This window comes from Kangiella geojedonensis, assembly GCF_000981765.1.
GTDB lineage: Bacteria > Pseudomonadota > Gammaproteobacteria > Enterobacterales > Kangiellaceae > Kangiella > Kangiella geojedonensis.
This window is the reverse complement of the sequence record NZ_CP010975.1, coordinates 1,440,137-1,465,371: the sequence shown is the minus strand read 5'-3', so window position 1 is coordinate 1,465,371 and position 25,235 is coordinate 1,440,137. Positions and strand designations below refer to the sequence as shown.

Genomic DNA, 25,235 nt, shown 5'->3' with positions numbered 1-25,235 from the left:
TAAATGTTTAGATATAGCCATCTAAACGGTCAGCGTGTCAATCCTATGGAATATTTCCCAATAACAGTTCGACTGCAAGAGCAGCAATGCCTCATTGTTGGTGGGGGAGAAATTGCTTGCCGTAAATTAAAGAGCTTACTTAAAGCTGACGCTAAAGTTTCCTTGGTTGCGCTAGATTTTAATGATGAAATCAGGAAACTCGCTGAAGAGTATCAATTAACGTTATTTGAGCAGGCTTTCGACGAAAGTTTAGTCGCGGGTAACTACCTAATTGTAGCCGCTACTGACAATCAAGAACTGAATCAAGAAGTCAGCGATATAGCTAGAGAGCATAATATTTGGATTAATGTGGTCGATGATTTAGAGCTCAGTACTTTTATTATGCCAGCTATTGTTGATCGATCACCATTGTTGGTGGCCGTATCAACTGGAGGTGTTTCTCCAGTTCTAGCGCGTAAAATACGTGAAAAATTAGAATGGATATTACCAACTAATTTGGGTGGCCTGTTAAAGCGGTTGAAAGAGTTTCGGCCCAGTGTAAAAAAAAAGTTTCAGGATTTAAAAAGTAAGCGCGATTTTTCTGAGTGGTATATAGAACGTGCTATTGAGGAACCTGATGCACTGACTCAGGAATTTGAAAGCACTGTTGCTTTGTATGAAGGAAGTGTTGTGCGCTCGGGTAAAGTGTTCTTAATTGGCGCAGGCCCTGGTGATCCAGACTTACTGACCATTAAAGCATTAAAGATTTTGCAGAAAGCGGACATTGTTTTGCATGATGCTCTTGTATCAGACGGCATTCTTGATTTAGTTCGACGAGATGCCACATTGGTAAATGTTGGGAAGCGCGCAAAAAAACATAGTGTGGTGCAAGAAGAAACCAACCAATTATTGGTTAAATATGCGCAGCAAGGCTTGTCAGTAGTAAGGTTAAAAGGTGGTGATCCCTTTATCTTTGGTCGTGGTGGCGAAGAGTTAGAGAAGCTTGTAGCTGCCGGAATAGACTATGAAGTCGTGCCTGGCATCACAGCAGCTTCAGGCTGTTCAAGTTATGCTGGTATACCGTTAACTCATCGTGATCACTCCCAAACAGTGATGTTTATTACGGCACATTGTAAGCAGTCTGAAGATACACTAAATTGGAAGAGTCTGGCGCGTGAGCGTCAAACCGTGGCGGTTTACATGGGACTGTTGCGTAATGAAGTCCTTGTTGAGCAATTAATGAGGCATGGTCGCGATGGATCAACCCCTATCGCAGTTATCGAAAATGGAACCTTGCCGCAACAAAGAGTGATCACGGGGAGTCTCAAACAACTTCCTGAGCTGGTGCTCAAGCACGACATCAAATCGCCATCATTAATCGTGATTGGCGAAGTGGCTGCACTGGCTAATAAACTTGGTTGGTATCCACACAGTGAATTATTAGAAGCTGAACGTGTCAGTGATAGTATTCTTGCAGAATATAACGAGAAAGTCGTTCAGAAAAGTTATCAAGAAAAGATCAAAGAGGCTGTATAGACAATGACTAGAATTTACGATTCGATTTTGGATACGATTGGTAATACTCCAATCGTAAAAGTCAACCGCTTAGGACCTAAGCACGTTAATTTATACGTTAAAGCGGAATATTTTAATCCGTTGGCATCAGTTAAAGATCGTTTAGCTTTTGCCATTATCAATGATGCAGAGCAGAAAGGTTTGCTTAAGCCAGGTCAAACTGTGGTTGAAGCAACATCTGGTAATACAGGTATTGCTTTGGCAATGGTATGCGCAGCAAAAGGCTACCCTTTTGTTGCTGTGATGACTGAAACCTTCTCAGTTGAGCGTCGTAAGATCATGCGTGCATTGGGTGCAAAGGTGGTGTTAACACCAGCTGCAGAACGCGGTACTGGTATGGTTAAAGTGGCTGAGCAGTTGGCTGAGAAAAACAATTGGTTCTTGGCTCGTCAGTTCGAAAATCAAGCTAATCCTGAGTATCATAGAAACACTACGGCTCCAGAAATTTTACGAGCTTTCGCTAATGAAAAGTTAGACTATTTTGTCAGTGGTTATGGTACTGGCGGCACGATAACTGGTGTAGGCGAAGTGTTAAAAGTAGCGCGTCCTGATATTAAAATCATTGCGACTGAGCCTGAAGTGGCTTCACTTTTACAGGGTAAAGAGTGGCAACCGCACAAAATTCAAGGCTGGACACCAGACTTTGTGGCTGATGTTATGAACCAAGAAATATATGACCAAGTCATTCCTATTTCTGATGAGGTCGCTCGTGATACATCATTGGCTTTGGCACGTAATGAAGGTATTTTCTGTGGTATCTCTTCTGGTGCAACTTTTGCAGCAGCCCTAGAAACCGCCCAAGATGCTCCAGAAGGTTCAAACATTCTAGCCATGCTACCGGACACTGGAGAGCGTTATTTAAGTACTTTCTTGTTTGACGATATTGATGAAGGATCTGATGAAGAGATTCTTGCAACCTTGGAGTCATAATTTTTTTGCAAACCTTTAGACGCCTGTCTAATGGGACTCTCTAGCCCGCGTTATGCGGGCTTTTTTGTATCCGTTTGATGTTGGATTGTGAACGACGCATAATGTGATTAATTCAGTTTTAGGAATACGAGTGATGCAACAATCGATACCTCGACGGTTTCAAGTGCGAGTATTTGCTACGGAAGTTTTACGAGGCACAAGCGCCGTCGTCTATAAAGTTATAGAAAGGCTGAGTGGTCATGATATGCAACGTATTGCTAAGGAGGAAGCTGCTCCTGCGACTTGCTTTATTTATCAGCTAAACGAACGGCAATTTGAGATTCGCTTCTATAACACAACTCATGAAATTCAACTCTGTGGTCATGGGTTATTAGCCAGCGCAAAAGTTATTGCTCAAGACAGTCAATACGAATCCTTTAACTTATTAACGCGTGATAGCCTAGTCTCTTGTCAATATAACCCTCATCAAAATAATCTGGAAATTGCTTTTAGGGAATTAAAAGCAACAGAGGTTAGCGCGCCAACTTGGCTCAGTGACTGCTTTAACGTGAAGCCCAGCAAGGTTTCTAAAGCAGGCCCCGAGGATGGGTATTGGGTCATGGAGTGGCCGCGAGATATGGCATTAAGCGATTTAGTGGTAGAGCCGGATATTTTGATGGAGAAAACCCAAAGAGCTGTAATAGCAACCCAGCAAAGCAGTAACTCTGATTATGATTATAATTTTCGATACTTTGCGCCGCAACACGGTGTTCTTGAAGACAAGGCAACTGGTTCAGCGCATAGAGTGTTAGTCAGTTACTGGCATCAACATTTAAATAAATGTAACTTTAAGGCTCGACAATACTCTATTGAAGGCGCTGAGCTGATTGGGCGTATTGAAGGAGAAGACGTCTGGATATCTGGTAATGTTGAGATCGAGCGTTAAGATGGTTTAGAGAGTGGACTAACAACACATTAAGGTTGCTGAATGCTGGATAAGGTTAAATCCGAGACTCGTATTGAGGAAATTACTAAGCAATTTAACTCCGTCCGTAAGTTAACGGAACGTTTATGCCAGGAGTTGGAAATTGAAGATTACAATTTGCAGGCGATGGCTGAGACCAGTCCTATTAAGTGGCACTTGGCTCATACCAGTTGGTTTTTTGAAACCTTCATATTAAAGTGCTTTGAACCTGATTTTGTGCCTTACCATCCTGAGTTTGAATACTTGTTTAATTCTTACTATAACTCTGTAGGCGAGCAGTTTCTTCGCCCAAACCGACATCTTTTATCACGACCGACCGTAACAGAAGTCTTTAAATACCGAGAAAATGTCACCAACAGAATGATGGCATTGTTAGAGTCTAAGGCGAGCGGGCGACTACTAGAAATGTTGCCATTAGTTGTCTTGGGAGTTCACCATGAACAGCAACATCAAGAATTATTGTTGACTGACTTAAAGTACAACTTCTACCAGAATCCGCTACTGCCTAGTTATTCACACAAGCATGTTCAAAATAAAAGTAGTCACTCAAAAGTTGTAGCGCATAAGTGGCTAGAGTATCAACCTGAGCTTTGTGTTATTGGGAAAAAGCTAGGAGATGGTGTAAAGGATGAGTTTTGTTTTGACAATGAATCACCACAGCACCAGCATTACTTGCAGGGTTTTGCAGTCAGTAACCGTTTAGTAACCAACGCTGAGTACCTTGAGTTTATTGAGCAAGGAGGCTATGAACAAGCAGAACTTTGGTTAAGCGATGGCTGGGCAGTTAAGTGCCAAGAAAAGTGGAATGCTCCCTTGTATTGGTTTAAAAGAGATGGTGCATGGCATTATTACACTTTGCACGGACCTCAGCCCTTAGCTTTAAATGAACCTGTAACACATGTCAGTTATTATGAAGCTGATGCTTTTGCCACATGGAAAGGCGCGCGCTTGCCGACCGAGCAGGAGTGGGAGAGGGTGGCTTCATCACAAAGTCTCAAGGGGCCATTCTTGCAGTCGGGTAACTTAAATCCGTCAGCGCAAACCCAATCAAGTGATGAGGTGATGCAGTTATACGGGCAGGTATGGCAGTGGACTTCCAGTAGCTACAGTCCTTACCCCGGTTACCAGCCTCTGGCTGGTGATGTCGGTGAATACAATGGGAAATTTATGGCAAATCAATATGTACTTCGTGGTGGCTCTTGCGTTAGCTCACAAGAGCATATCAGAGCCAGCTACCGCAACTTTTTTTACCCTGATGCTCGTTGGCAGTTTTCAGGTATTCGCCTAGCGAAAGACCTCTAAGGAGACAGTGTGACAAAACCATTTACGTTAGACGAAGAACAAGCTGCGATTCTTCAAGGACTTAAATCTGAACAAAAATTCATTAACCCAAAATACTTCTACAACCATCATGGCTCAAAGCTGTTTGAGCAAATCACAGAGTTAGATGAGTATTACCCCACTCGCACTGAGCGTAAGATTTTGCAGTCTCGCGCCAATGATATTGCACAATTAATTGAGCCGAACTCTTTGATTGTTGAGCCAGGAGCGGGTAGTTGTAAAAAAATTGAATATTTGCTCGAAGCGCTTCACCCTAGCGTTTACGTGCCACAAGATGTATCGGCCGAGTTTTTAAAACAGTCGGCACAAAGGCTATCTAGCGAATACCCCTGGCTTGATGTGGTTCCTGTTGCTAGCGATTTTTCGGATCCCATTGAAATTCCTGAGCGTTTACAAGATTTGAGGAAATACGCTTTTTACCCGGGCTCTACCATCGGTAACTTCGAACCAGAAGAGGCATTAACATTCCTAAAGCAGATGCGACAGCTGGTGGGTAATACTGGAGGAATGATTTTAGGCGTGGATTTGCACAAAGACGACGATATTCTGCATGCGGCATATAATGACAAAAAAGGTATTACAGCAGAGTTTAATTTGAATACCTTAGCGCACATTAACGAAATTTTAGATGCGACATTCAATATTAGTGAGTTTGAGCATGTTGCTTTGTATAACTCTCAACAGCAACGCATTGAAATGTACCTTAAGAGTTTAAAAAATAGTACTTATGATGTATTGGGTGAAACCGTTACTTTCGAAAAAGGAGAGTTGGTTCATACCGAGCACTCTTACAAGTACAGCATCGAAGGAATCGCCGCACTAGCCCAGGACTCAGGTTTCTTGTTAAAGCATAGCTGGACTGATAATAAGGATTTATTTAGCGTCAATTATTTACAGGCTCAATAGAAAAAAAAAGCCCGCGACTCACGGGCTTTTACATAGATTATAGTATTTTTACTGAACCTGACTGGAGTTGGTATAAAGTCATCCCTTGTTCCACGGTGTTAGGATCAAACTTTTCGCCGGCATCTTCAGCCATATGCTCTAGGTAAGCTATCGTTTGCTCTTTCGTAAACTCTATCGAGCTTAACACTCCAGTGGCGTATGCATCGGAGCCAATAGCAGATAATGGAATTTCTATTTCGCCATCTTCTACTTTAACTCTTAGTTTTTTATCTCCAACAACAAAGTCTGCCCAACATCCACGCTTTTTACAGACTTTTCCTATTTTGCCCTTAACCGTGATTTCTTTTCCGATGTAAGTTTCTGGCTGAGCTAATAGGGTTTCCATAGACTCTACTAAGCCCATTTTAACTGGCTCTCCTAGCGTTAACTCCCTAGCTGATATAGTGGTAGAGAAGCATAATATAAGAGTAATAGTGATAAAGAGTTTTTTCATAGTGTCTTCCTTTGCCCATTATTGAGAAGTATTCTCATTTACTGGGTAGGTTAATCAAAACTGAGATCAAAGGCAAATTTCTAACAATGCTATCACGGATAAAAAAATACCCGCACAAGGCGGGTATTTATTGTATGGCGGTGAAGGAGGGATTCGAACCCTCGATACGCTACAAACGTATACACACTTTCCAGGCGTGCGCCTTCAGCCACTCGGCCACTTCACCGTAATTTGTTATTTCGAGATGCTTTGTGGCATCTGCTACTTTGTCTTATCGGCGCACTTCTGCGTGCGCGTTACTCGAAAGCTGTCGCTTTCTCGCCCTTCGGGCCGCTGGTGCATAGCCCCAGCGTTCAAACCTTTGGTTTGTCAGCCACTCGGCCACTTCACCGTAATGTGTACTCTGAGCTTTAAACTGATTTCAAGCAGCAGCTCTTAGGGCGCGTAAGATAGCGGAAACTTGTGTTTATAGCAAGTCTCGCTTAATCGGATTGTAAGTATGACTTATGGGGGGATACAAGAATATCATCCATGGCTTCTCGCCCTAGTAGCATCTTGTACCGCATTTTTTTGCGGTTAGCTAGGCTAATGTCTATATCCCAGGTTTTATCGCCAATGGTAATGGGGGTCCTGATGACATACCTCAGTTGCGTCTGGCCATTTGAGCTTGTGATCTTTCGATAGTCAACGACCTGAGATTCACAAGTAACCTCTTTTTTGGGATGGCGCTTGTAAGGACAAGTTTTAAACCTAACGAAATTTATGCCATTTTTGTCGAATGACTCTATATCAAAAGCATGTAAGCTGGAAGTTTTTGCGCCAGTATCAACTTTAACTTTTATGGGATCGATGCTGAGCTCAGGGAGTTTCGCTTCTTCTTTCCAACCAACGGTCATTTTAGTCACGGTGTTTGATTCTCCTGTAAGCCTATAGTTTTAACCTTTGCCTTTTGGCTTATTAGGGCCTTTAAGCGAGTCTTTTTCAATATGCTTAATAATCGCGCCAGCTACATCTTTTCCTGTCGCTTTCTCAATACCTTCAAGGCCAGGCGATGAGTTAACCTCGATAACCAGCGGGCCATGAGCTGAACGAAGCAAATCGACGCCAGCAACGTCTAACCCCATGACTTTTGCTGCTCTGACCGCTAAAGCTCTCTCTTCTGGTTTTAGCTTAGTTACTTCAGCGCTGCCACCACGATGTAAGTTTGAGCGGAACTCTCCTTCTTTGGCGCTACGCTGCATGGCTGCGATGACTTTGTCACCGACAACGAAACAACGAACGTCGGAGCCGCCAGATTCTTTAATGAATTCTTGGACTAAGAAGTCAGCATTAAGGCTTCTAAATGCATTGATTAAGCTTTCTGCAGCTTTATTGGTTTCTGCTAAAACCACTCCATTACCATGAGTGCTTTCAATAATTTTAACGATCAATGGCGCGCCACCAACCGACTGAATGATTTCGTCGGTAGCATCAACTGAATGGGCATAACTGGTGATCGGCATGCCAACACCTTTGCGTGCTAAGAGCTGATGAGCTCGTAGTTTGTCGCGTGAACGAGTGATTGCTATAGATTCATTAACCGAGTAAACCCCACCAACTTCAAACTGACGAAGCACTGCTGTACCGTAAGCAGTAATTGACGCACCAATTCTCGGAATCACGGCATCAAAACTAAGCTGAGTGACCTCACCTTTGACTTTGCTATGAACGGTTGGACGGTTCGCGGTAATGTTCATAAAGCATTTTAAAACATCTATTACCTGCGGTTCATGGCCACGTTCTTTAGCCGCTTCTACCAACCTGCTGGTCGAATAAAGTTTTGAGTTACGAGAGAGAATACCGATTTTCATGGGATACCTTGGTTTGCTTTATGAATGTCATGATTTTTATGCGGATAATATAGCACACGCCTATTTAAACCCTATAGCAAATAATCGTCACTTTCAAAAAAGAGATGGACGTCACAGCTTCAACCCAGACCATGATGTTGTCACCAAGCTGCAATCGAACTGTCCCCTAGCTGTCACGATACCGTCACTTTCCACCAATAGCCTATAGGCGCTAAATAAACAAACCCTATTGAGGATAAATATATGCGTCGTCTTAGTAAAACTATAATAGCTACGGCGGTGACCTGCGGACTTGCTTCAGTTGCGCATTCAGCCGTTCTTCCTGATGTTCAGTCTAGCAGCCCCTGGTTCACTGATGGTAAAGCAGCTATTGATAAACAGCTAGCTCAAGCTCCTAAGTCTAAGGCTAAGAACATTATTTTGTTTGTGGGTGATGGTATGGGTATATCCACCATTACTGCTGCACGTATTTTGGCAGGTCAACGTGAAGGTAATACTGGCGAGGAGAATGTGCTTTCTTTCGAAAAGATGCCATACAGTGCACAGGTAAAAACTTATAATACAAACCAACAAACTCCTGACTCAGCTGGGACCATGACCGCGATGATGACGGGCGTTAAAACTAAAGCTGGCGTTATTAATATTGCGCCAGATACAGACCGAGCAAGCTGTGATACAGCAAGTGGCTACGAGTTGAAAACTGTAATAGAAATGGCGGAAGAAAAAGGCTTATCAACGGGCATTATTTCAACAGCTCGTGTTACTCATGCCACTCCAGCAGCGACTTACGCCAAAGTCCCTGAGCGAAACTGGGAAAGTGATGATAAGTTGCCGGAAGAGGCGAAAGCCGCTGGGTGTAAAGATATAGCGGTTCAACTCGTTGAACTAGAGGCGGGTGACGGTATTGATGTTGTTATGGGGGGAGGTCGTCGTCATTTTATCCCTGAAACAATTACGGACTCAGAAGGCAAGTCGGGAAAGCGAACGGATGGACGTGATTTAACTAACGAGTGGCTGGCTCGTTACAGCGATCAAGCGGCTTTTTATGTTGAAGATCAAGCCGGTTTTGCAGGGCTGGATTTAGCTTCAACTGACAAGCTATTAGCTTTGTTTAACTCATCTCACATGCAATATAACGCTGATCGTTTAAGTGATGTTGGTGGCGAACCGACGGTGACAGAAATGACCGAAGGGGCATTAGAAGTTTTAAAGCAAAACGATAATGGTTACTTCTTAATGGTGGAGTCGGGGCGCATCGACCATGGACATCACGCTGGCAATGCATACCGTGCTTTAGATGACACTATAGAGTTTGCTAATGCTATCCAATACGCCATGGATAACACCAACCCAGAAGACACTTTGATTATGGTCACAGCGGATCACAGTCACGTATTCACGATTGCCGGATATCCACAGCGCGGTAATCCTATATTAGGTTTGGTGAAATCAACAGACGGTAGTGGCCAGCCTAAATCTCAGCCATCTTTAGCTTCTGATGGCATGCCGTACACTACAGTCGGTTACGCTAACGGTTTAGGTTTTGCTGATTATGGTGACGGTAATGGTGGTGACCAGCGCTATGGTGACGATGCTCATACGGGGCGTGTCGACCTCTCTAGTATCGATACAACTCAATCTGGTTTCCATCAAGAAGCATTGGTTCCTCTAGGTTCTGAAACTCATGCCGGTGAAGACATTAGCGTTCATGCAATAGGGCCTGCCGCGCATTTATTGCAAGGGGTTATTGAGCAGAACGTTATTTTCCATGTCATCAACCATGCGGCTGAACTTGGCGGCGAAGCTTATCAGTAAGCTATAGGTCATAAGAGTAGAACTTGAGGATTAAAACAATGATTATTTTTGCAAAAAAGCAGAACATCAACAAAAAGTATGTTGGCAAACTATTAAGCGTCTTAGTCTCTGCAACGTTACTGACGGCTTGCTTTGGAAATGAAGACGATAAAGAGCAGAATCCTGAGCTACCAGTTTCTAGCGTTGACTGGACTAAAACCAATCAATGGTTTAACCAAGGTAAGTTGCGTGTAGACAAGGCTTTAGAAACCGAAGAAGTCTTGACCAAGGGGGCCGCTAAAAACGTGATTCTGTTTGTGGGTGATGGTATGGGCGTTTCGACGGTGACTGCGGCGCGTATATTTGCGGGGCAGAAAAGCGGCGCAACAGGCGAAGAGTACCAGCTTAGTTTTGAGAAGTTTCCAGTTGCTGGGTTCGCTAAAACTTACAACACTAATCAACAGACACCCGACTCGGCAGGAACAATGACGGCGATGGTTAGCGGTGTTAAAACTAAAGCAGGAGTTATTGGCTACCCTGAAAACGTGCTTCGTGCAGATTGTAGTTCTGCAAAAGGTAATGAGTTAGTTACAGCAGTCGAACTTGCTGAAATGGCTGGTATGTCGACAGGCATTATTTCTACGGCTCGTATTACACACGCAACACCTGCAGCAACCTACGCTAAGTCTCCTGAGCGTAACTGGGAAAGTGATGACAAGTTAACAGATGAAGCTAAAAATAACGGCTGCAAGGATATTGCAACACAACTTGTAGAGTTTTCTTATGGTGATGGTATTGATGTTGTGATGGGCGGTGGCCGTCGTCACTTTATCCCGAACACCTTTACCGATGAAGAGGGCAAAACAGGGAAGCGTACGGATGGAATGAATTTAATCGACTCTTGGAAAGCAAAGTATGCAGTTGGAAGCTATGTGTATGATCAAGCAGGTTTTGATGCATTAAGTGCTGACTCGACAACAAAAGTTCTAGGCTTGTTTAATTCATCACACATGGAGTACGAAGCAGATAGAGTGAATGATATTGCTGGCGAACCGTCCTTGAGTGAAATGACAACTAAGACCATTGATATCCTGAGTAACAATGACAAAGGCTTCTTTTTAACCGTTGAGTCAGGTCGTATTGACCATGGCCATCATGCGGGTAATGCCTATCGTGCGCTAGAAGACGCGGTAGAGTTCGCTGAAGCTGTACAAGCTGCGGTTGATAAAGTCGATTTGAATGAAACCTTGATTATTGTCACCGCTGACCACAGTCATGTCTTTACTCTTGCGGGTTATCCGACTCGTGGTAATCCAATTTTAGGTGTGGTGAAGGGTAATGACCATGCGGGACATGCTGAAGATGAAGCTGTGCTGGCTAGTGATGATATGCCGTACACCACAGTTGGTTATTCTAATGGCTTAGGCTTTGCGGATTATGGCCAGGGAAATGGTGGTGACCAGCGTTATGGGGATGCCGGAGCTACAGGACGTCATGATGTAGGCGGCGTTGATACACAATCATCAGGTTATCATCAAGAGGCGTTAATCCCTCTAGGTTCGGAAACGCACTCTGGAGAAGATGTGGGTATTTATGCGACTGGCCCTGGTGCTCAGTTATTACGTGGTACCCATGAGCAAAGTAATATTTTTCATGCCATGAATCACGCTGTTGATTTAGTTGGTAAAGCAGAAGCGGCGCAACAGTAGAAAGCATAGGGCTGTGCTCTTCGAAGGAAGAGCGCGTGTCTTTGCTGACAAAAGTGTTGTTTAAATAATTATATGAAGTGGACAGGTTATGTTGCAAATGAATAAAATTTTAAGTCTTATAGCTATCATAAGTTTTCTCGCACTTTCCTTATCCAGTTTAGCCTTGGCACAACCAGGAACCATGGCTAAGAAGGCCGACTTTGTCGTCACTAAAGGAGGTGAGTCTAGGATTGTTACCGTGTGGCTCAATAAAGAGGTTATGGGGTTTTCGCCTCAAGGAACTGAGCAAATTGCCTTGTGGCGCTTATGGCAAACGGAGCACCCTAGCTTCTTTCAAGCCTATCCAGAAAAGCAGTACTGTATTGAGTTTGATCGGCTAACTAGCCAAGAGATGGAAACCACTTTGGACGAATTAAAGCAGCTCGTTAATGGTCATGAGTTCGTTGAACGGGTAACTATTAATGGTAAGCAGTTTGAACTATCTTCGCTTGAAAGTGGTCAAGTGGTGAAGCAAACCATGGCGGAGTGGAGTGACTACAAAACCTTTGATTATGCAGATATTGGTGATAATGAAGCTGATCCAGTGTTAGGTCAGTTAATCCAACAAGGCTTTGTGGAAGTGTTGTAACCAGCGTACCAACTGTAATCACAAAGGTTTCATGATTTTTTGTGATGCAGGGCTTTATTATTCAAATCGTTTGAGGGATAATGCGCGCAACTCAGCTGGTCCCCCCGCAACGATACGTTGTGAATCCCGCCAGGCCCGGAAGGGAGCAACGGTAGCAACCGACTCGTGTGCCGGGGTGTGGCTAGCTGGGCCTTATATCTTTGATAAGATATTGCTCTTTGATAAAGTATTGCAAGAATTGGAAAAAGCCGCTAGTGGAAACACTGAGCGGCTTTTTCGTTCTATCAACGTATCTGTTTAAGCGACTCTTGACTAAGCGCTGTCATACAATCATTAATTTGAAGGATCTAAGCGACTAGGTTCTAAAATCTTAGATGATGCGCTATCTGATTGATTTGTATCATTAAAAGTCTTTTGCTAACTTTCTCTGTGATGACAAATAGATTTTCCAATCGTGCAAAGTGTGCTATGGTTTCTGCACTAAAACGATAAGCATTTCTATACTGATTAATTTATGAGCTATCAAGTGCTCGCCCGAAAATGGCGCCCCAAAAACTTTCAAGAACTCCGTGGCCAAGAACATGTTAGCCGTGCTTTGGTTAATGCCATTGAAAGTGGACGTCTGCATCATGCTTATCTTTTTACCGGCACTCGAGGTGTTGGTAAAACAACCATTGCTCGAATCTTATCCAAGTGTCTCAACTGCGAAGCTGAAGGCATTACGGCGACGCCGTGCGGTCAATGCGGGAGTTGTTCTGAAATTGATGAAGGTCGATTTGTTGATCTGATTGAAGTGGATGCAGCTTCAAGAACTAAAGTCGATGATACTCGTGAATTATTAGAAAATGTTCAGTACCGCCCAACTCGTGGACGTTACAAGGTTTATCTCATCGATGAGGTTCACATGTTGTCTAACAGTTCGTTTAATGCACTGTTAAAGACGCTTGAAGAACCCCCTGAGCACGTAATTTTCCTGCTTGCGACCACCGATCCTCAAAAGCTTCCTGTGACGGTTTTGTCCCGCTGCTTACAGTTTCATCTTAAGCATATGGACGAAGCAACTATTGCTAATCATTTGAAGTTTATTCTTGAGCAAGAGTCACTCGACTTTGAAGCCGCGGCATTACAGCTAATTGCTCAATCGGCAGAAGGCAGTATGCGTGATGCTTTAAGTTTGCTCGACCAGGCCATTGCATATGGGCAAGGCAAAGTTTTAGAAGAAGACATTCGTACCATGCTGGGCACGATTGACCACAAGTTTATGGTGCGTTTGCTTGAAGCATTAGCGAGTAAAGATACAGTGATGGCGATTAAAGCTGTCGATGACATGAGTCATTATCCAGTTGACTTTGCTGATGCCTTAAAAGAGTTATTAAGTCGAATTCATCAGATTGCTGTGTATCAAGCAACGCAAGTGATGCTCGATACGGCTGCTTCCTATGTCCCTGAGTTTGCTGACATTTTTGAAGCTGCGGACTTACAGATGTTTTATCAGCTTGGACTTCATGCGCGTCGTGATCTTGAGTGGGCTCCAACAGCGAAGCAAGGGTTAGAAATGGCCTTGTTACGCATGCTAGCCTTCCAAATTGACACTGGGTCTGAACAGGACCAACAAGCATCAAAAAAAAAAGTTAATTTAACCCCGTCAAAAAAAACAATTGAAGCCTCTGTTGCTGATAAACCTAAAGCCGCTATGGCTGGAAGCTCAGAGCCGGTAAGCCCTAAGCCTGAAAAAGCTCAGGTTGAGCATTCTGCTGATAAAAACACACAAAAACAAGACGTTACAGAACCGTCATCCAACCAAAGCATTCCTCCTGAACAGAGTACTGATAATGAGTTTTCAGGCTATGAGCAGTATATGCAACAGGAAGAGCAGGATGAAGAGGATGTGTCATCGTTTGCTTTTGCCGATTCTGTCGAACCTGAAAAAACAGCTGTAAAGACGGAACCTTTTGCTGATAATTCTAAAGCAACTGATAATGCCTCGGCAGAGAAAAACAACACTGTTGAGGAAAATGAAAACGATGATGCGCTAGCCAGCCTTCATTCGGCTCTTGGTCTTAGTTTTGATCATGAGCCTGAAGCAAGCGCAGAAGACTCCAATTCCAAGGTCGCTCTAGCGAAAGAAGCGCCAACAAATAACGCTGCTAAAGAAGTAAGCTCAGTGGCTGAGCAGTCACAGCCGACTTCGAATCAGCAGCGGGTGGAAGAGCATGCCGGGCAAAGGCCACAGCGAGAAGCAGTCGCCAAAGAATCTACACCCGAGCAGAGCGAGCCAGCAGAAAGCTACGACAGCGATATAGCCCGTATGATGCAGGCAAGCAACGAGACTGATCGCAAGCCTGATTTGCATAATGCGGTCGATAATTCAGGCCGCGTGGCGATGAACCAACGTGAGATCGCTGACGACGAGCCCGAAGAACCTGAGTTAGTTCCTGAACTAAATGTGCCTGAAGAAGCAATAGAGTGGGCTAATTTAGTCCAAAAACTTGAATTAGACGGGACTTACCACCAAATAGCACAATCAAGTTGCGCTATTTGGAGTTCGGATCAAAGCGTGGTGTTGGAACTGTCGCCAGACCAAGAGATCTTATTAACCGATAGCGCAAAATCTAGCGTGAAAAACGCTCTGGAGTCTTTTTTAGGCAAGAGTATTACGGTCGAGTGGCAGTTAAAACAACCCCGTATCGAGACTCCAGCCCAAATTTGGCAGCATCAGGCTAAGCTCAGACTGCAAAAAGCGTGTGAAGATTTGAATCAACACCCGTTCAGTCAACAGTTACAGCGGCAGTTTGGTGCTAAAATAGATCGAGAATCGGTCACTTATTTAGATGATTAGGGCAAAGCGCTTTAATCAGTAACAGTTAATACATTATTGAGGTACAGCCATGTTCGGTAAAGGTGGTTTGGGCAATATGATGAAGCAAGCCCAACAAATGCAAGAAAAGATGCAGAAGGCACAAGAAGAGATCGCTAAGCTAGAAGTTACGGGCGAAGCGGGTGCTGGTATGGTCAAAGTTACAATGACGGGTCGCCATGACGTCAAGCGTGTTGAGATTGATCCAAGCTTGATGGACGATGATAAAGAATTGCTAGAAGACTTAGTGGCAGCCGCTATAAATGCTGCGGTACGCAAAGTTGAAGAGACCACTAAAGAGAAAATGGCTGGCGCGACAGATGGAATCAACCTTCCACCAGGAATGAACCTACCATTTTAATTTGCCTATTTCGGTTTCTTCGGTCTTGGTTTTGTGCTCGAGCCATCACGTATTGTTAATACGTTCAGTCTCTGTGCGCAAAACCGGCTAGAAGAAGACTCAAATATTCAGTGTTAAAGCTAACGTTAAAGATAATGACATAAGGTTAAAATGCAGTCTCCATTGATAAAAAAATTAGTTGATGCGTTTACCTGTTTACCGGGCGTGGGGCCTAAATCTGCCCAGCGTATGGCGTATTACTTGTTGGAGCGTAATCGTGATGGTGGTGAGCATCTATCGGTGTCGTTAGCATCGGCGATGGAGGGCGTGCATCACTGCGACCGTTGTCGTGATTTTACGGAGTCTGAGTTGTGTGGTATTTGTCAATCAGAGCGACGTGATAAGAGCTTATTATGTATCGTTGAAAGCCCAGCTGATGTTCTAGCAATTGAAGCGACAGGGGGCTTTCAAGGAACTTACTTTGTGTTGATGGGGCACTTATCGCCTCTGGATGGAATAGGCCCTGAAGATATTGGGCTGGATCAGCTTAAGACATTGATTCAACAAGAAAAACCTGCTGAAGTTATTTTAGCCACTAATTCTACTGTTGAAGGTGAGGCAACGGCTCACTTTATTGCCGAAATGCTGAAAGGAACCGGCACAGAACTGTCTCGTATTGCTTCTGGGGTGCCCCTTGGCGGTGAGCTTGAATATATCGATGGTGGTACTCTCATGCATTCCTTTTCTGGAAGAAAGCCCTACCTTTCATAGTTTTAAGTCACTTAGATACAATTTGATACTTTTTACTTGGTCTTCATTTTTGTTGTATATTAGATTCGATGTCTAAATACTTTACAAAGGTGTCTCCATGAATACAGAAAGGCTAAAAACAAAATTATTGTCGCTTGCAGCAACAGCTTTAGTATTAACAGCATGTGGTGGTAGCAGTGATTCAGACTCACCATCCCCTCAACCTCCAACGAGTGAGGGACCAACTTGGACGGCAGGAGTTTTTGCAGACGAGTCAAACTTTGTAGCGCGTTGTGAAAACCCACGTTCTGGTACCGATATTTATGGTGACCCTTGGCCTGATCAGGCGGGCAGTCATTTACATGAAAAGCATTGGTTACGTTCATGGAGTAACAATACTTATTTGTGGTATGACGAAATCCAAGACCAAAACCCTGCTAATTTTGGTTTGCCAACGGAGTATTTTGCTGAGCTTAAAACGGAAGAGTTAACAAGCTCAGGCGCTCAAAAAGACAACTTCCACTTTTTTCAGGACACTAACGACTATCAGCAGCGTGTATCTTCTGGTGCAAGCTCAGGTTATGGTGCACGCTTCTTTTTAATACAAGCTGCTCCACCGCGCAAAATTGTGATTGCTTATACAGAGCCTAGCTCACCGGCTACCGGTGCGGGCTTGACTCGTGGAACTGAAATTTTAGAGATTGATGGCGTTGATGTCATTAACGGTAGTGACACAGATACCTTGAATGCGGGGTTATTCCCAGCAAGTGATGGAGAAACTCACGAGTTTGTGGTTCGTGACTTAGGCGCTTCCACGACTCGAACGGTTACGATGACATCGGCTACAGTCACTGCTGATCCAGTTCAAAATGAGCAAGTTTTTGACACAGCGAGTGGTAAAGTAGGCTATATGCAGTTTAATACTTTCGGTACTCGTATTGCAGAGCAAGAAATTATTGATGCATTTGTCGACTTCTCTAACGAGGGCGTTCAAGACCTAGTGGTCGATCTTCGCTATAACGGAGGCGGTTTCTTATTTATCTCTAGCCAGCTTGCTTATATGGTAGCTGGTCAGGCTCAAACGCAAGGTCAAATTTATGAAGAAAGCGTCTGGAACGATAAGCACCCTAACGTAAACCCTGTCACTGGCGAAGATCTTAACCCTATTCCTTTTTACAACACCACGTCCGATGAAGCGACAGCTCCAGGTGGCGTCTTGCCATCGGTTAATCTGAACCGTGTTTTTGTTCTCTCTACGAGTGGCACTTGTTCAGCAAGTGAAGCATTTATTAATGGCCTACGTGGTATTGATGTTGAAGTGATACTTATTGGCGATACAACTTGTGGCAAGCCTTATGGTTTTTATGCTACCGACAACTGCGGTACGACTTACTTCACTATCCAGTTCCGTGGTGAAAACCAAAAAGGTTTCGGTCAGTATGCTGATGGTTTTGTTCCATCTTCTACTGATAACGGCCAAGACTTTGTTAAGGGGTGTGTCGTAGCCGATGATTTTAATCACTTACTAGGTGATCCTGATGAAGCTATGTTAGCGGCCGCTCTGGAGTACCAAAGTTCAGGAACTTGTCCTGCAACAGTGGAAAAAACGGCTCAACGTCATTCTTATAAAGGCCAGATGCCTGATAACTCGCTTCTTAAGTCTCAGCGCGTTCAAGAGCGTCTATTCTTAGAGCAAAACCGTATTATGAATACGCCTAAGGAGTTGCAGCAATGAAACTGACTAGCCTACTTATTTCGGCTTTGGCGTTAGGGTTGGTTGGTTGCAAGTCAACCGAGTGGAATAAAGAGCATGCTGTGCCAGCTGTAGCGTTCGGTTTTGACTCAGAGGCTAAAGCTGAAATTGCCGGAATTATTGATGATGCCATGCCGGGTGCTAACGTAAAGTTAGCCGATGATATTTTTAATAATGATCACAGGCTATTTATTCAGCGTGAGCCAACTATGGTAGATGGTAATCCGGCCCAAGGTAGAATCACCGAAATGCCACGTAAGTTTGAGCTTTACCACTTAGAAGACTCATGTTTTTTGTATGATGCTAAAACTGAAGACATCTACTTGTTAGCAGAGGTTCAATGTAAACCAAAGTAGTAGAATCTAACCAGAGTATTAACTTATCAGCCAGCTTGTCTTTATCCGATAGCTGGCTTTTTTATGCAAGATTCATTGTTTAGTATTGAAAAACGATTTAAAGCCCCCATTTTTTTCACATCGTGGTAACTAGTGTGAAGAAAAAACTATGTCAGAAACAGCTACTAAACAAAAACATTCTTTTCAAACTGAAGTAAAGCAACTGTTGCACTTGATGGTGCATTCGTTGTATTCGAACAAAGAAATCTTTCTTCGTGAGCTTATTTCTAATGCTGCTGATGCTGCAGACAAGTTACGCTTCAAGGCATTGAAAGATAACAGTTTATATGGCGATGATAGCGAATTAGCAATACGAGTCACGACTGATAAAGATGCTAAGACCCTTACTATTTCAGACAATGGTATCGGCATGACTGAGAAAGAAGTTATCAATAACCTTGGTACTATTGCTAAATCGGGAACTGCTGATTTCTTGCAACAGCTTACAGGCGACCAGAAAAAAGACTCTAAATTGATTGGTCAGTTTGGCGTTGGTTTTTATTCAGCCTTTATCGTCGCTGACAAAGTAACCGTGACTACTCGAGGTGCAGGCGCTGGCATTAATGAAGCGGTTATCTGGGAGTCTGCTGGCGATGGTGAGTTTACTATTGAGCAGACAGAAAAAGAGACGCGAGGTACGGATATCACACTTCACCTAAAAGAAGGTGAAGAAGAGTTTCTTGAGGAACTCCGCCTAAGAAACATCATTGGTAAATACTCAGATCACATCTCATTGCCAGTCGAAATGCATAAGATGGTCTCTGACGATGATGCTGATAAGACACCTGAATTTGAAGCCGTTAATAAAGCGACTGCGCTATGGACTCGAGCTAAAGCTGATATCAGTGATGAAGAATACCAAGAGTTTTACAAGCACATCTCACACGATTTCCAAGAGCCGCTGACGTGGAGTCACAATCAAGTTGAGGGTACTCAAGAGTACACCAGCTTACTCTATATCCCTTCAAAAGCCCCATTTGACTTATGGAACCGCGATCGTGTTCGTGGTGTGAAGTTGTATGTTCAGCGTGTCTTTATTATGGATGATGCTGAGCAATTCTTGCCGGTTTACTTGCGATTTGTCCGTGGTTTGCTCGACTCCAATGATTTGCCTCTAAATGTTTCTAGAGAAATCTTACAAGATTCTAAGGTGACTCAGTCGTTGCGAAACGCTACTGTGTCGCGAATCTTGAAAATGCTAGAGCAGTTGGCGAAAAAAGATAAAGAAAAGTACCAGCAGTTCTGGGATGAGTTCGGCCAAGTCTTGAAAGAGGGGACTGGCGAGGACTTTGCGAATAAAGAAAAAATCGCCAAGTTATTCCGCTTTAGCTCAACTCATAACGATGAGAAGGCTCAGACAGTATCGCTTGATGACTATATTGAGCGTATGAAGCCTGAGCAGGAAAAAATCTATTACATTGCAACGGATAGCTTCCTTGCTGCCAAAAACAGCCCACACTTAGAGATTTTCCGCAAAAAAGGGATTGAAGTCTTGTTGATGCACGATCGTATTGATGAGTGGACTATCTCACACTTGAACGAGTACGAAGGTAAACAATTTGTCTCTGTGACTCAGGGCGACTTAAATTTAGGTAATCTTGAAGATGCTGAAGATAAAAAAGCGCAAGAGAAAGCATCGGAAGAGCACAAAGACTTTGTTGAGCGAGTAAAATCCGCTCTAGGCGATAAAGTGGCGGATGTTAAGGTGACTATGCGTTTAACCGATACACCGGCTTGTATCGTCGCGGGTGAAGGAGAAATGCCGCTACAGATGGTGAAAATGCTACAAGCTGCGGGCCAAAATGTACCTGATGTGAAGCCTGTGTTCGAAATTAACCCTGAACATGCTCTGATCGACTTGATCGAAAAAGAGCAAAGCGATGAGCAGTTCTCTGAGTGGGTGGATGTGTTGTTTGACCAAGCTTTATTAGCAGAGCAAGGCCAACTTGATGATCCTGCCAGTTTCGCTAGTAAGCTGAATAAGCTCTTGTTAAAATTAGCGCATTAAGTCAGCGAATAGCCGCCCTTGAGGCGGCTTTTTTATGAAAGCATTTCTATCAAGCAAATTATTTAAAGTCCTATTCGTTCTTGGCGTTCTGGTTATTGCTGTCGGTTCAATGATGCCAGGTAAGCAGCTACCAAGTGGTTTGCCGTGGGACAAGGCGCTGCATTTCGTGGGCTATTTTGGATTAGGCTTTCTGGCGCGCATGGGCTCAGATAAACGCCCAGCTTGGTTATTAATCATTGCTTGTATCGCTTTTTCCCTCGGTATTGAGGTTGCTCAAATGTTTATCCCTAACCGAGGTTTTGAGTGGCAAGATCTTCTTGCCAACAGCTTAGGCGTCATTTGTGGTGTTTTAGTCGGGGTTTTGGGCAAAAAACTATTAATTAAACCAGTGAAGAGATAAGTTCTAACTCACTATTATTTCTATCAAACTCTGCCTAATAAGCCCGTATTTCGGTATTTTTTACTTGAGATACTGGGCTATACCAAGTATCTTTAGCGCCTACAAAGTCAATATTTACACATAAGGCTAGGAGACTTCGCACATGCGAATTATTTTGTTGGGTGCACCCGGTGCAGGTAAAGGCACTCAAGCGCAATTTATTAAAGAAAAATACAACATTCCTCAAATCTCTACAGGCGATATGCTGCGTGCAGCAGTAAAAGCTGGAACTGAGATGGGCCTCCAAGCTAAAAAGAAAATGGATGCTGGTGAATTAGTGTCTGATGACATTATCATCGGCATCGTCAAAGAGCGCGTTAAAGAAGACGACTGTCAAAATGGTTATTTATTAGATGGTTTTCCGCGTACCATCCCTCAAGCTGATGCTATGCGTGATAACAATATTGACGTTGATTATGTTGTTGAGATCGATGTCGATCACGAAGAAATTGTGAAACGTTTAAGCGGGCGCCGCGTTCACCCTGACTCTGGACGTGTTTACCATGTCACTTACAACCCTCCTAAAGAGGAAGGTAAAGATGATGAAACAGGCGAGCCACTTATTCAGCGTGATGATGATAAAGAAGATACTGTTCGTCGTCGCTTAGCAGTGTATGAGGACCAAACGCGTCCGTTAGTAGCGTATTACTCAGAGTGGGCCGAGAAAGACTCTGAAAAAGCCCCTGAGTACGTTAGCGTTCCTGGTGTAGGTTCGGTTGAAAGCATTCGTGATGCTATTTTTACAGGCTTATCAAAATAATTTGAAAACGACCATAAGCGAGTAATAGATTGAAAAAACAGGGCGTTTTACTATGTAACTTAGGGACACCTGATGAGCCAACGCCTCAAGCGGTTCGTCGGTATTTGTCTGAGTTCCTACACGACAAGCGCGTAGTGTCTATTTCTCGCTGGGTCTGGTGCTTAATTTTACACGGCATTATTTTAAGAGTTCGTCCCACACGAGTAGCAAAAGCATATAAAAAAATCTGGTTGAAAGAAGGCTCACCGCTGCTAGTGATTACTCAAAAGCAGCGTCAGAAATTGCAAAACGAAATTAATGAGCGCTTTGTTGATCAACGTTACGGAAAACATGTTCCCGTAGAAATTGCGATGGCTTATGGCAATCCATCGATTCCAGATGCCCTGCAAGCTTTAAAAAATCAAGGGTGCGAGCGGATTATTGTGTTACCGCTATACCCGCAATACTCTTCAGCTACCACTGCATCAATATTTGATCGGGTGGCAAAGTATTATAAAGATAAGTTTTATGTGCCAGAGATTACCTACGTTGGCGACTATCATGATCACCCTCATTATATTCACTCATTAGTCCGCTCCGTGCAGAGATTCAGAGAACAGAATGGCTCCTCTGAAAAATTGCTATTTTCTTTTCATGGAGTACCTGAACGGTTTTCACAAAAAGGTGATCCCTACGAAGCTCAGTGTCGCAAAACGGCGGAGCTCGTGGTGAAAGAACTTGAGCTTAAGGATAACGAGTACGCTGTTGCTTTCCAGTCACGATTTGGTAAAGAAGAGTGGGTTAAACCTTATACCGACGAGTTATTAACGACCTGGGCGAAAGAAGGTGTTAAGTCAGTTCAGGTTATCAGCCCAGCGTTTAGCGCTGACTGCTTAGAAACTCTTGAAGAACTGGCAATAGAAAACCGTGATACTTTTATCGACAATGGTGGTGAAGACTACCACTATATTCCTGCGTTAAATGATGACCGTGGGCACATTGAGCTAATGCTACAGCTCATAGAGCAGCGCCTGCTCAAGTAACACTGTAGCTAACGTCGTGGCTGAAACTTCAGAACCCTTAAAATTAGACCAACTGTTTTCTTCAGAAGGTCCTCTTTCCAAAATATTTTCTAACTTCAAGCAAAGGGATGAGCAGCTTGAAATGGCTCACGCTATAGAGTCTGTCTTAGAATCTGATGAGTCAATTTGTATCGAAGCGGGCACTGGAACAGGTAAGACTTTTGGTTATCTGGTGCCAGCACTAAAAGCTTGGTATCTCAACGATAAAAAAGTCATTGTGTCAACGGGTACTAAAAACCTTCAAGACCAGCTGTTTTATCGCGATCTCCCTAATATGAGGGATGCCTTAGGAATGTCTCCAAAAACAGCTTTGCTAAAAGGTCGCAACAACTATTTATGCAGCTATAGGATGGATCAAAGTCTTGATTCTGGTCAATTCCAAAGTCGATCAATGGTTGATACCTTAGCAAAGGTAAAAGCATGGGCAGGTCAAACCAAAAGTGGCGACTTAACTCAGTGCAAAGATTTGGCTGACAATGACCCTTTATGGCCTTATGTAACATCAACTAATGATAATTGCCTTGGGGTTGAGTGCCCTGACTTTGCGGACTGTTACGTTGCGAAGGCTCGGCAGAAAGCGACTGCTGCTGATGTGGTCGTGGTTAATCATCATCTGCTATTAGCTGATATGGTCTTAAAAGACGATGGTTTTGGGGAGCTGTTGCCAGATGCTGATACGGTTATTGTCGATGAAGCGCATCAATTGACCGATATTGCTCATGCGTTTTATGGGCAGCGTTTAACCAGTCGCCAGCTGATGGAGCTTTGTCGAGACACTGAGCTAGAAGCCTTAACGACGGCCAAAGATGATCGCCAACTCAGTGTTGCTGTGCGTCGTGTTGAGGGCGCTGTTAATGAAGTTAGGTTACAACTTGGAGAAGCAGCTAAAAAGATCAACTGGCAGCTGATTGCAACACCATCTCTTCAGTCTGCCTTAAAAGAGCTCGAAAAAGAAGTGCTGGCATTATGCGAACGCTTAGAGCGACACGCCAGTCGATCAAAAGGGTTGGATAGCTGTCACCGTCGCTGCGAAGAATCCTTGCAGGCTCTGGCTTTATTTAACAGTACTTTTAATCAGTCGAATGACGATAAAGCGTATGCAGCTGTGCGCTGGGTAGAAACATATCGCAATGGCTTTGCGGTGCTGGAAACACCACTTAATGTATCTGAATCATTTTCGCGTAGTCGCAAAGAGCATGCAGCTCGAAGTTGGATATTTACCTCAGCGACATTAACACAGGCGGATGATTTTAGTTTATTTAAAGATGAGCTGGGGTTATCAGAAGCCCGTGATTTAGTGTTGCCAAGTCCTTTTGATTACGATTCGCAAGCCATACTTCATATTCCGAGAAGCTTGCCTGACCCGCGAGATAGAACTTATGTTGATAGCTGGCAGAAGCAAGTACTGCCCCTGGTTAAAGCAAACCCAGGCGGTACTTTTGTGCTGTTTACCAGCTATGCAGCGCTCAACAAGGTCAAAGAATTGTGGCAGGAAAAGCTTGACGATAAAACCGTATTTGCCCAAGGCGATCTGCCCAAAAATGAATTAATCGAACAGTTTCGTGATGCGGGAAATGCAGTGTTATTGGCAACCTCAAGTTTTTGGGAGGGGGTTGATGTTAAGGGTGACGCTTTAAGCTTAGTAGTGATCGATAAGCTGCCATTTTCAGCGCCTGACGAGCCGTTAATTGAAGCAAAAATACAAGCCGCTCGAAAGTCTGGGAAGAACCCTTTCTTTGATATCCAAATTCCAGAGGCTATTATCGCTTTAAAGCAGGGAGCGGGTCGTTTGATCCGTGATTATGACGATAAAGGCGTTTTAGTCTTGTGTGATCCGAGGCTAATTGCGAATAAATATGGACAGAAGTTTTTAAAGAGCTTGCCACCGATGAAGCGTACGCGCGAGCAAGCTGTTGTGATAGAATTTTTAAAGAAATTATCAGAAAACATACTCGTGGACAGTAACGGTTAGAGACTCAATGGCGAATTTACTTGTAATAGACACAGCCACAGAAGCTTGCTCAGTGGCGTTGCAATACCAAGATAAACTTTTTACTCGGTCTAAAGTGGCCCCCCGAGAGCATGGTGAGCTGATTTTGCCGATGGTTGATGAAGTGTTGTCTGACGCTGGTATTAAGCTGGCGCAACTTGATGCCATCGCTTATGGACAAGGTCCAGGTGCCTTTACGGGCTTACGGATATGTATTAGTGTCGTTCAAGGGCTCGCTTTTGGTGCTGGTTTACCCGTTATTGGCGTATCTAGCCTGCAAGCAATGGCTCAGGCAGCCCATGATACTTTGGGGGCGGATAGCGTATTAAGTGCGATTGATGCCAGAATGGGGGAAGTGTACTGGGGGCAGTATGAGGCAGACTCAAACGGAATTATGCAGCTAATAGGGCAGGAAGTTGTTTGCTCGCCTAATCTTGTCACAGTTTCAGAGCCTGACTCGTCTAACGTATACAGAGCGGTCGGAACAGGCTGGCAGACTTATGCAAAAGAGTTATCAGAAGCCTTAAACTTACCGATTGTGGTTGAGAAAGAGCCTCTTTATCCTTTTGCTGAGGCTATGCTTCCTATAGCCAGGGCTCGATTTAACCAGGGGAAGTCGATTTCCGCTGAACAAGCATTGCCGGTATACCTAAGAGACAATGTGGCGAAAAAAGCGAAGCCGTAATAGCCAGACTAATGGTTTTGATGCTTAT

Annotated in this window: 22 protein-coding genes, 1 tRNA gene and 1 other RNA gene; 20 read left to right on the top strand and 4 right to left on the bottom strand. The window is 43.8% G+C overall.

All coding sequences use genetic code 11. The features are described 5' to 3' along the window. Window positions 1–3: 3 nt before the first annotated feature. From cysG to egtD, 5 genes are all read left to right on the top strand, one after another. Window positions 4–1,515: a siroheme synthase CysG gene (gene cysG / locus TQ33_RS06515; RefSeq protein WP_228640054.1), complete on the top strand. Its 1,512-nt coding sequence runs from the start codon at window positions 4–6 to the stop codon at window positions 1,513–1,515. 3 nt (window positions 1,516–1,518) lie between these two features. Beyond that, window positions 1,519–2,484, top strand: coding sequence for a cysteine synthase A (gene cysK, locus TQ33_RS06510; protein WP_046561335.1), 966 nt, complete (start codon window positions 1,519–1,521; stop codon window positions 2,482–2,484). 133 nt (window positions 2,485–2,617) lie between these two features. Next, on the top strand, window positions 2,618–3,409 hold the full coding sequence (locus TQ33_RS06505; protein WP_046561334.1) for a PhzF family phenazine biosynthesis protein: 792 nt from the start codon (window positions 2,618–2,620) through the stop codon (window positions 3,407–3,409). A gap of 42 nt (window positions 3,410–3,451) precedes the next feature. Continuing rightward, window positions 3,452–4,750, top strand: a complete 1,299-nt coding sequence (egtB, locus tag TQ33_RS06500; RefSeq protein WP_046561333.1) for an ergothioneine biosynthesis protein EgtB — start codon at window positions 3,452–3,454, stop codon at window positions 4,748–4,750. 9 nt (window positions 4,751–4,759) lie between these two features. Then, window positions 4,760–5,695 (top strand): L-histidine N(alpha)-methyltransferase, encoded by a 936-nt coding sequence (gene egtD, locus TQ33_RS06495; RefSeq protein WP_046561332.1) that lies wholly within the window; start codon window positions 4,760–4,762, stop codon window positions 5,693–5,695. 37 nt (window positions 5,696–5,732) lie between these two features. Here the strand turns inward: egtD and TQ33_RS06490 are convergent, their stop codons facing one another. From TQ33_RS06490 to rimK, 4 genes are all read right to left on the bottom strand, one after another. Further along, entirely contained in the window at window positions 5,733–6,188 is a 456-nt protein-coding gene (locus TQ33_RS06490; protein ID WP_046561331.1) for a DUF4920 domain-containing protein, read from the bottom strand. Window positions 6,189–6,323: 135 nt separating this feature from the next. Further along, a tRNA-Ser gene (locus tag TQ33_RS06485) sits at window positions 6,324–6,414 on the bottom strand. Window positions 6,415–6,670: 256 nt separating this feature from the next. Beyond that, window positions 6,671–7,084, bottom strand: a complete 414-nt coding sequence (locus tag TQ33_RS06480; RefSeq protein WP_046561330.1) for an ATP-dependent zinc protease family protein — start codon at window positions 7,082–7,084, stop codon at window positions 6,671–6,673. A gap of 39 nt (window positions 7,085–7,123) precedes the next feature. Continuing rightward, complete coding sequence (gene rimK / locus TQ33_RS06475; RefSeq protein WP_046561329.1) at window positions 7,124–8,038, bottom strand: 30S ribosomal protein S6--L-glutamate ligase; 915 nt, start codon at window positions 8,036–8,038, stop codon at window positions 7,124–7,126. Window positions 8,039–8,281: 243 nt separating this feature from the next. On the opposite strand from rimK, the gene TQ33_RS06470 reads away from it, so the two are divergent. From TQ33_RS06470 to tsaB, 15 genes are all read left to right on the top strand, one after another. Beyond that, window positions 8,282–9,853, top strand: a complete 1,572-nt coding sequence (locus TQ33_RS06470) for an alkaline phosphatase (RefSeq protein ID WP_046561328.1) — start codon at window positions 8,282–8,284, stop codon at window positions 9,851–9,853. A 38-nt stretch (window positions 9,854–9,891) separates the two neighbouring features. Next, entirely contained in the window at window positions 9,892–11,541 is a 1,650-nt protein-coding gene (locus tag TQ33_RS06465; protein WP_071841100.1) for an alkaline phosphatase, read from the top strand. A 97-nt stretch (window positions 11,542–11,638) separates the two neighbouring features. Next, window positions 11,639–12,169 carry a hypothetical protein gene (locus tag TQ33_RS06460; RefSeq protein WP_144405955.1) on the top strand — a complete coding sequence of 177 codons (531 nt, stop codon included), beginning with the start codon at window positions 11,639–11,641 and terminating at the stop codon, window positions 12,167–12,169. 93 nt (window positions 12,170–12,262) lie between these two features. Continuing rightward, window positions 12,263–12,359: signal recognition particle sRNA small type (ffs, locus tag TQ33_RS11770), an RNA gene on the top strand. 324 nt (window positions 12,360–12,683) lie between these two features. Then, a complete protein-coding gene (dnaX, locus tag TQ33_RS06455) occupies window positions 12,684–15,008 on the top strand; it encodes a DNA polymerase III subunit gamma/tau (protein ID WP_046561326.1) in 2,325 nt (774 codons plus the stop codon). Window positions 15,009–15,057: 49 nt separating this feature from the next. Further along, on the top strand, window positions 15,058–15,387 hold the full coding sequence (locus tag TQ33_RS06450; protein ID WP_046561325.1) for a YbaB/EbfC family nucleoid-associated protein: 330 nt from the start codon (window positions 15,058–15,060) through the stop codon (window positions 15,385–15,387). Window positions 15,388–15,537: 150 nt separating this feature from the next. Then, window positions 15,538–16,137, top strand: coding sequence for a recombination mediator RecR (gene recR / locus TQ33_RS06445; protein WP_046561324.1), 600 nt, complete (start codon window positions 15,538–15,540; stop codon window positions 16,135–16,137). 97 nt (window positions 16,138–16,234) lie between these two features. Then, on the top strand, window positions 16,235–17,851 hold the full coding sequence (locus TQ33_RS06440; protein ID WP_046561323.1) for a S41 family peptidase: 1,617 nt from the start codon (window positions 16,235–16,237) through the stop codon (window positions 17,849–17,851). Further along, window positions 17,848–18,225 carry a hypothetical protein gene (locus TQ33_RS06435; RefSeq protein ID WP_046561322.1) on the top strand — a complete coding sequence of 126 codons (378 nt, stop codon included), beginning with the start codon at window positions 17,848–17,850 and terminating at the stop codon, window positions 18,223–18,225. The genes TQ33_RS06440 and TQ33_RS06435 overlap by 4 nt, the downstream gene beginning before the upstream one ends. A gap of 148 nt (window positions 18,226–18,373) precedes the next feature. After that, window positions 18,374–20,272 carry a molecular chaperone HtpG gene (gene htpG / locus TQ33_RS06430; protein ID WP_046561321.1) on the top strand — a complete coding sequence of 633 codons (1,899 nt, stop codon included), beginning with the start codon at window positions 18,374–18,376 and terminating at the stop codon, window positions 20,270–20,272. A 34-nt stretch (window positions 20,273–20,306) separates the two neighbouring features. Then, the gene (locus TQ33_RS06425) at window positions 20,307–20,672 is read left to right on the top strand and encodes a VanZ family protein (RefSeq protein ID WP_046561320.1); all 366 of its coding nucleotides are present in this window, start codon (window positions 20,307–20,309) and stop codon (window positions 20,670–20,672) included. 142 nt (window positions 20,673–20,814) lie between these two features. Further along, window positions 20,815–21,471 carry an adenylate kinase gene (gene adk / locus TQ33_RS06420; protein WP_046561319.1) on the top strand — a complete coding sequence of 219 codons (657 nt, stop codon included), beginning with the start codon at window positions 20,815–20,817 and terminating at the stop codon, window positions 21,469–21,471. Window positions 21,472–21,500: 29 nt separating this feature from the next. Continuing rightward, complete coding sequence (gene hemH, locus TQ33_RS06415; protein ID WP_046561318.1) at window positions 21,501–22,493, top strand: ferrochelatase; 993 nt, start codon at window positions 21,501–21,503, stop codon at window positions 22,491–22,493. Between the two features lie 121 nt (window positions 22,494–22,614). Next, window positions 22,615–24,504: an ATP-dependent DNA helicase gene (locus tag TQ33_RS06410; protein WP_084617066.1), complete on the top strand. Its 1,890-nt coding sequence runs from the start codon at window positions 22,615–22,617 to the stop codon at window positions 24,502–24,504. Between the two features lie 7 nt (window positions 24,505–24,511). Beyond that, window positions 24,512–25,207, top strand: coding sequence for a tRNA (adenosine(37)-N6)-threonylcarbamoyltransferase complex dimerization subunit type 1 TsaB (tsaB, locus tag TQ33_RS06405; RefSeq protein ID WP_046561316.1), 696 nt, complete (start codon window positions 24,512–24,514; stop codon window positions 25,205–25,207). Window positions 25,208–25,235: the final 28 nt, after the last annotated feature.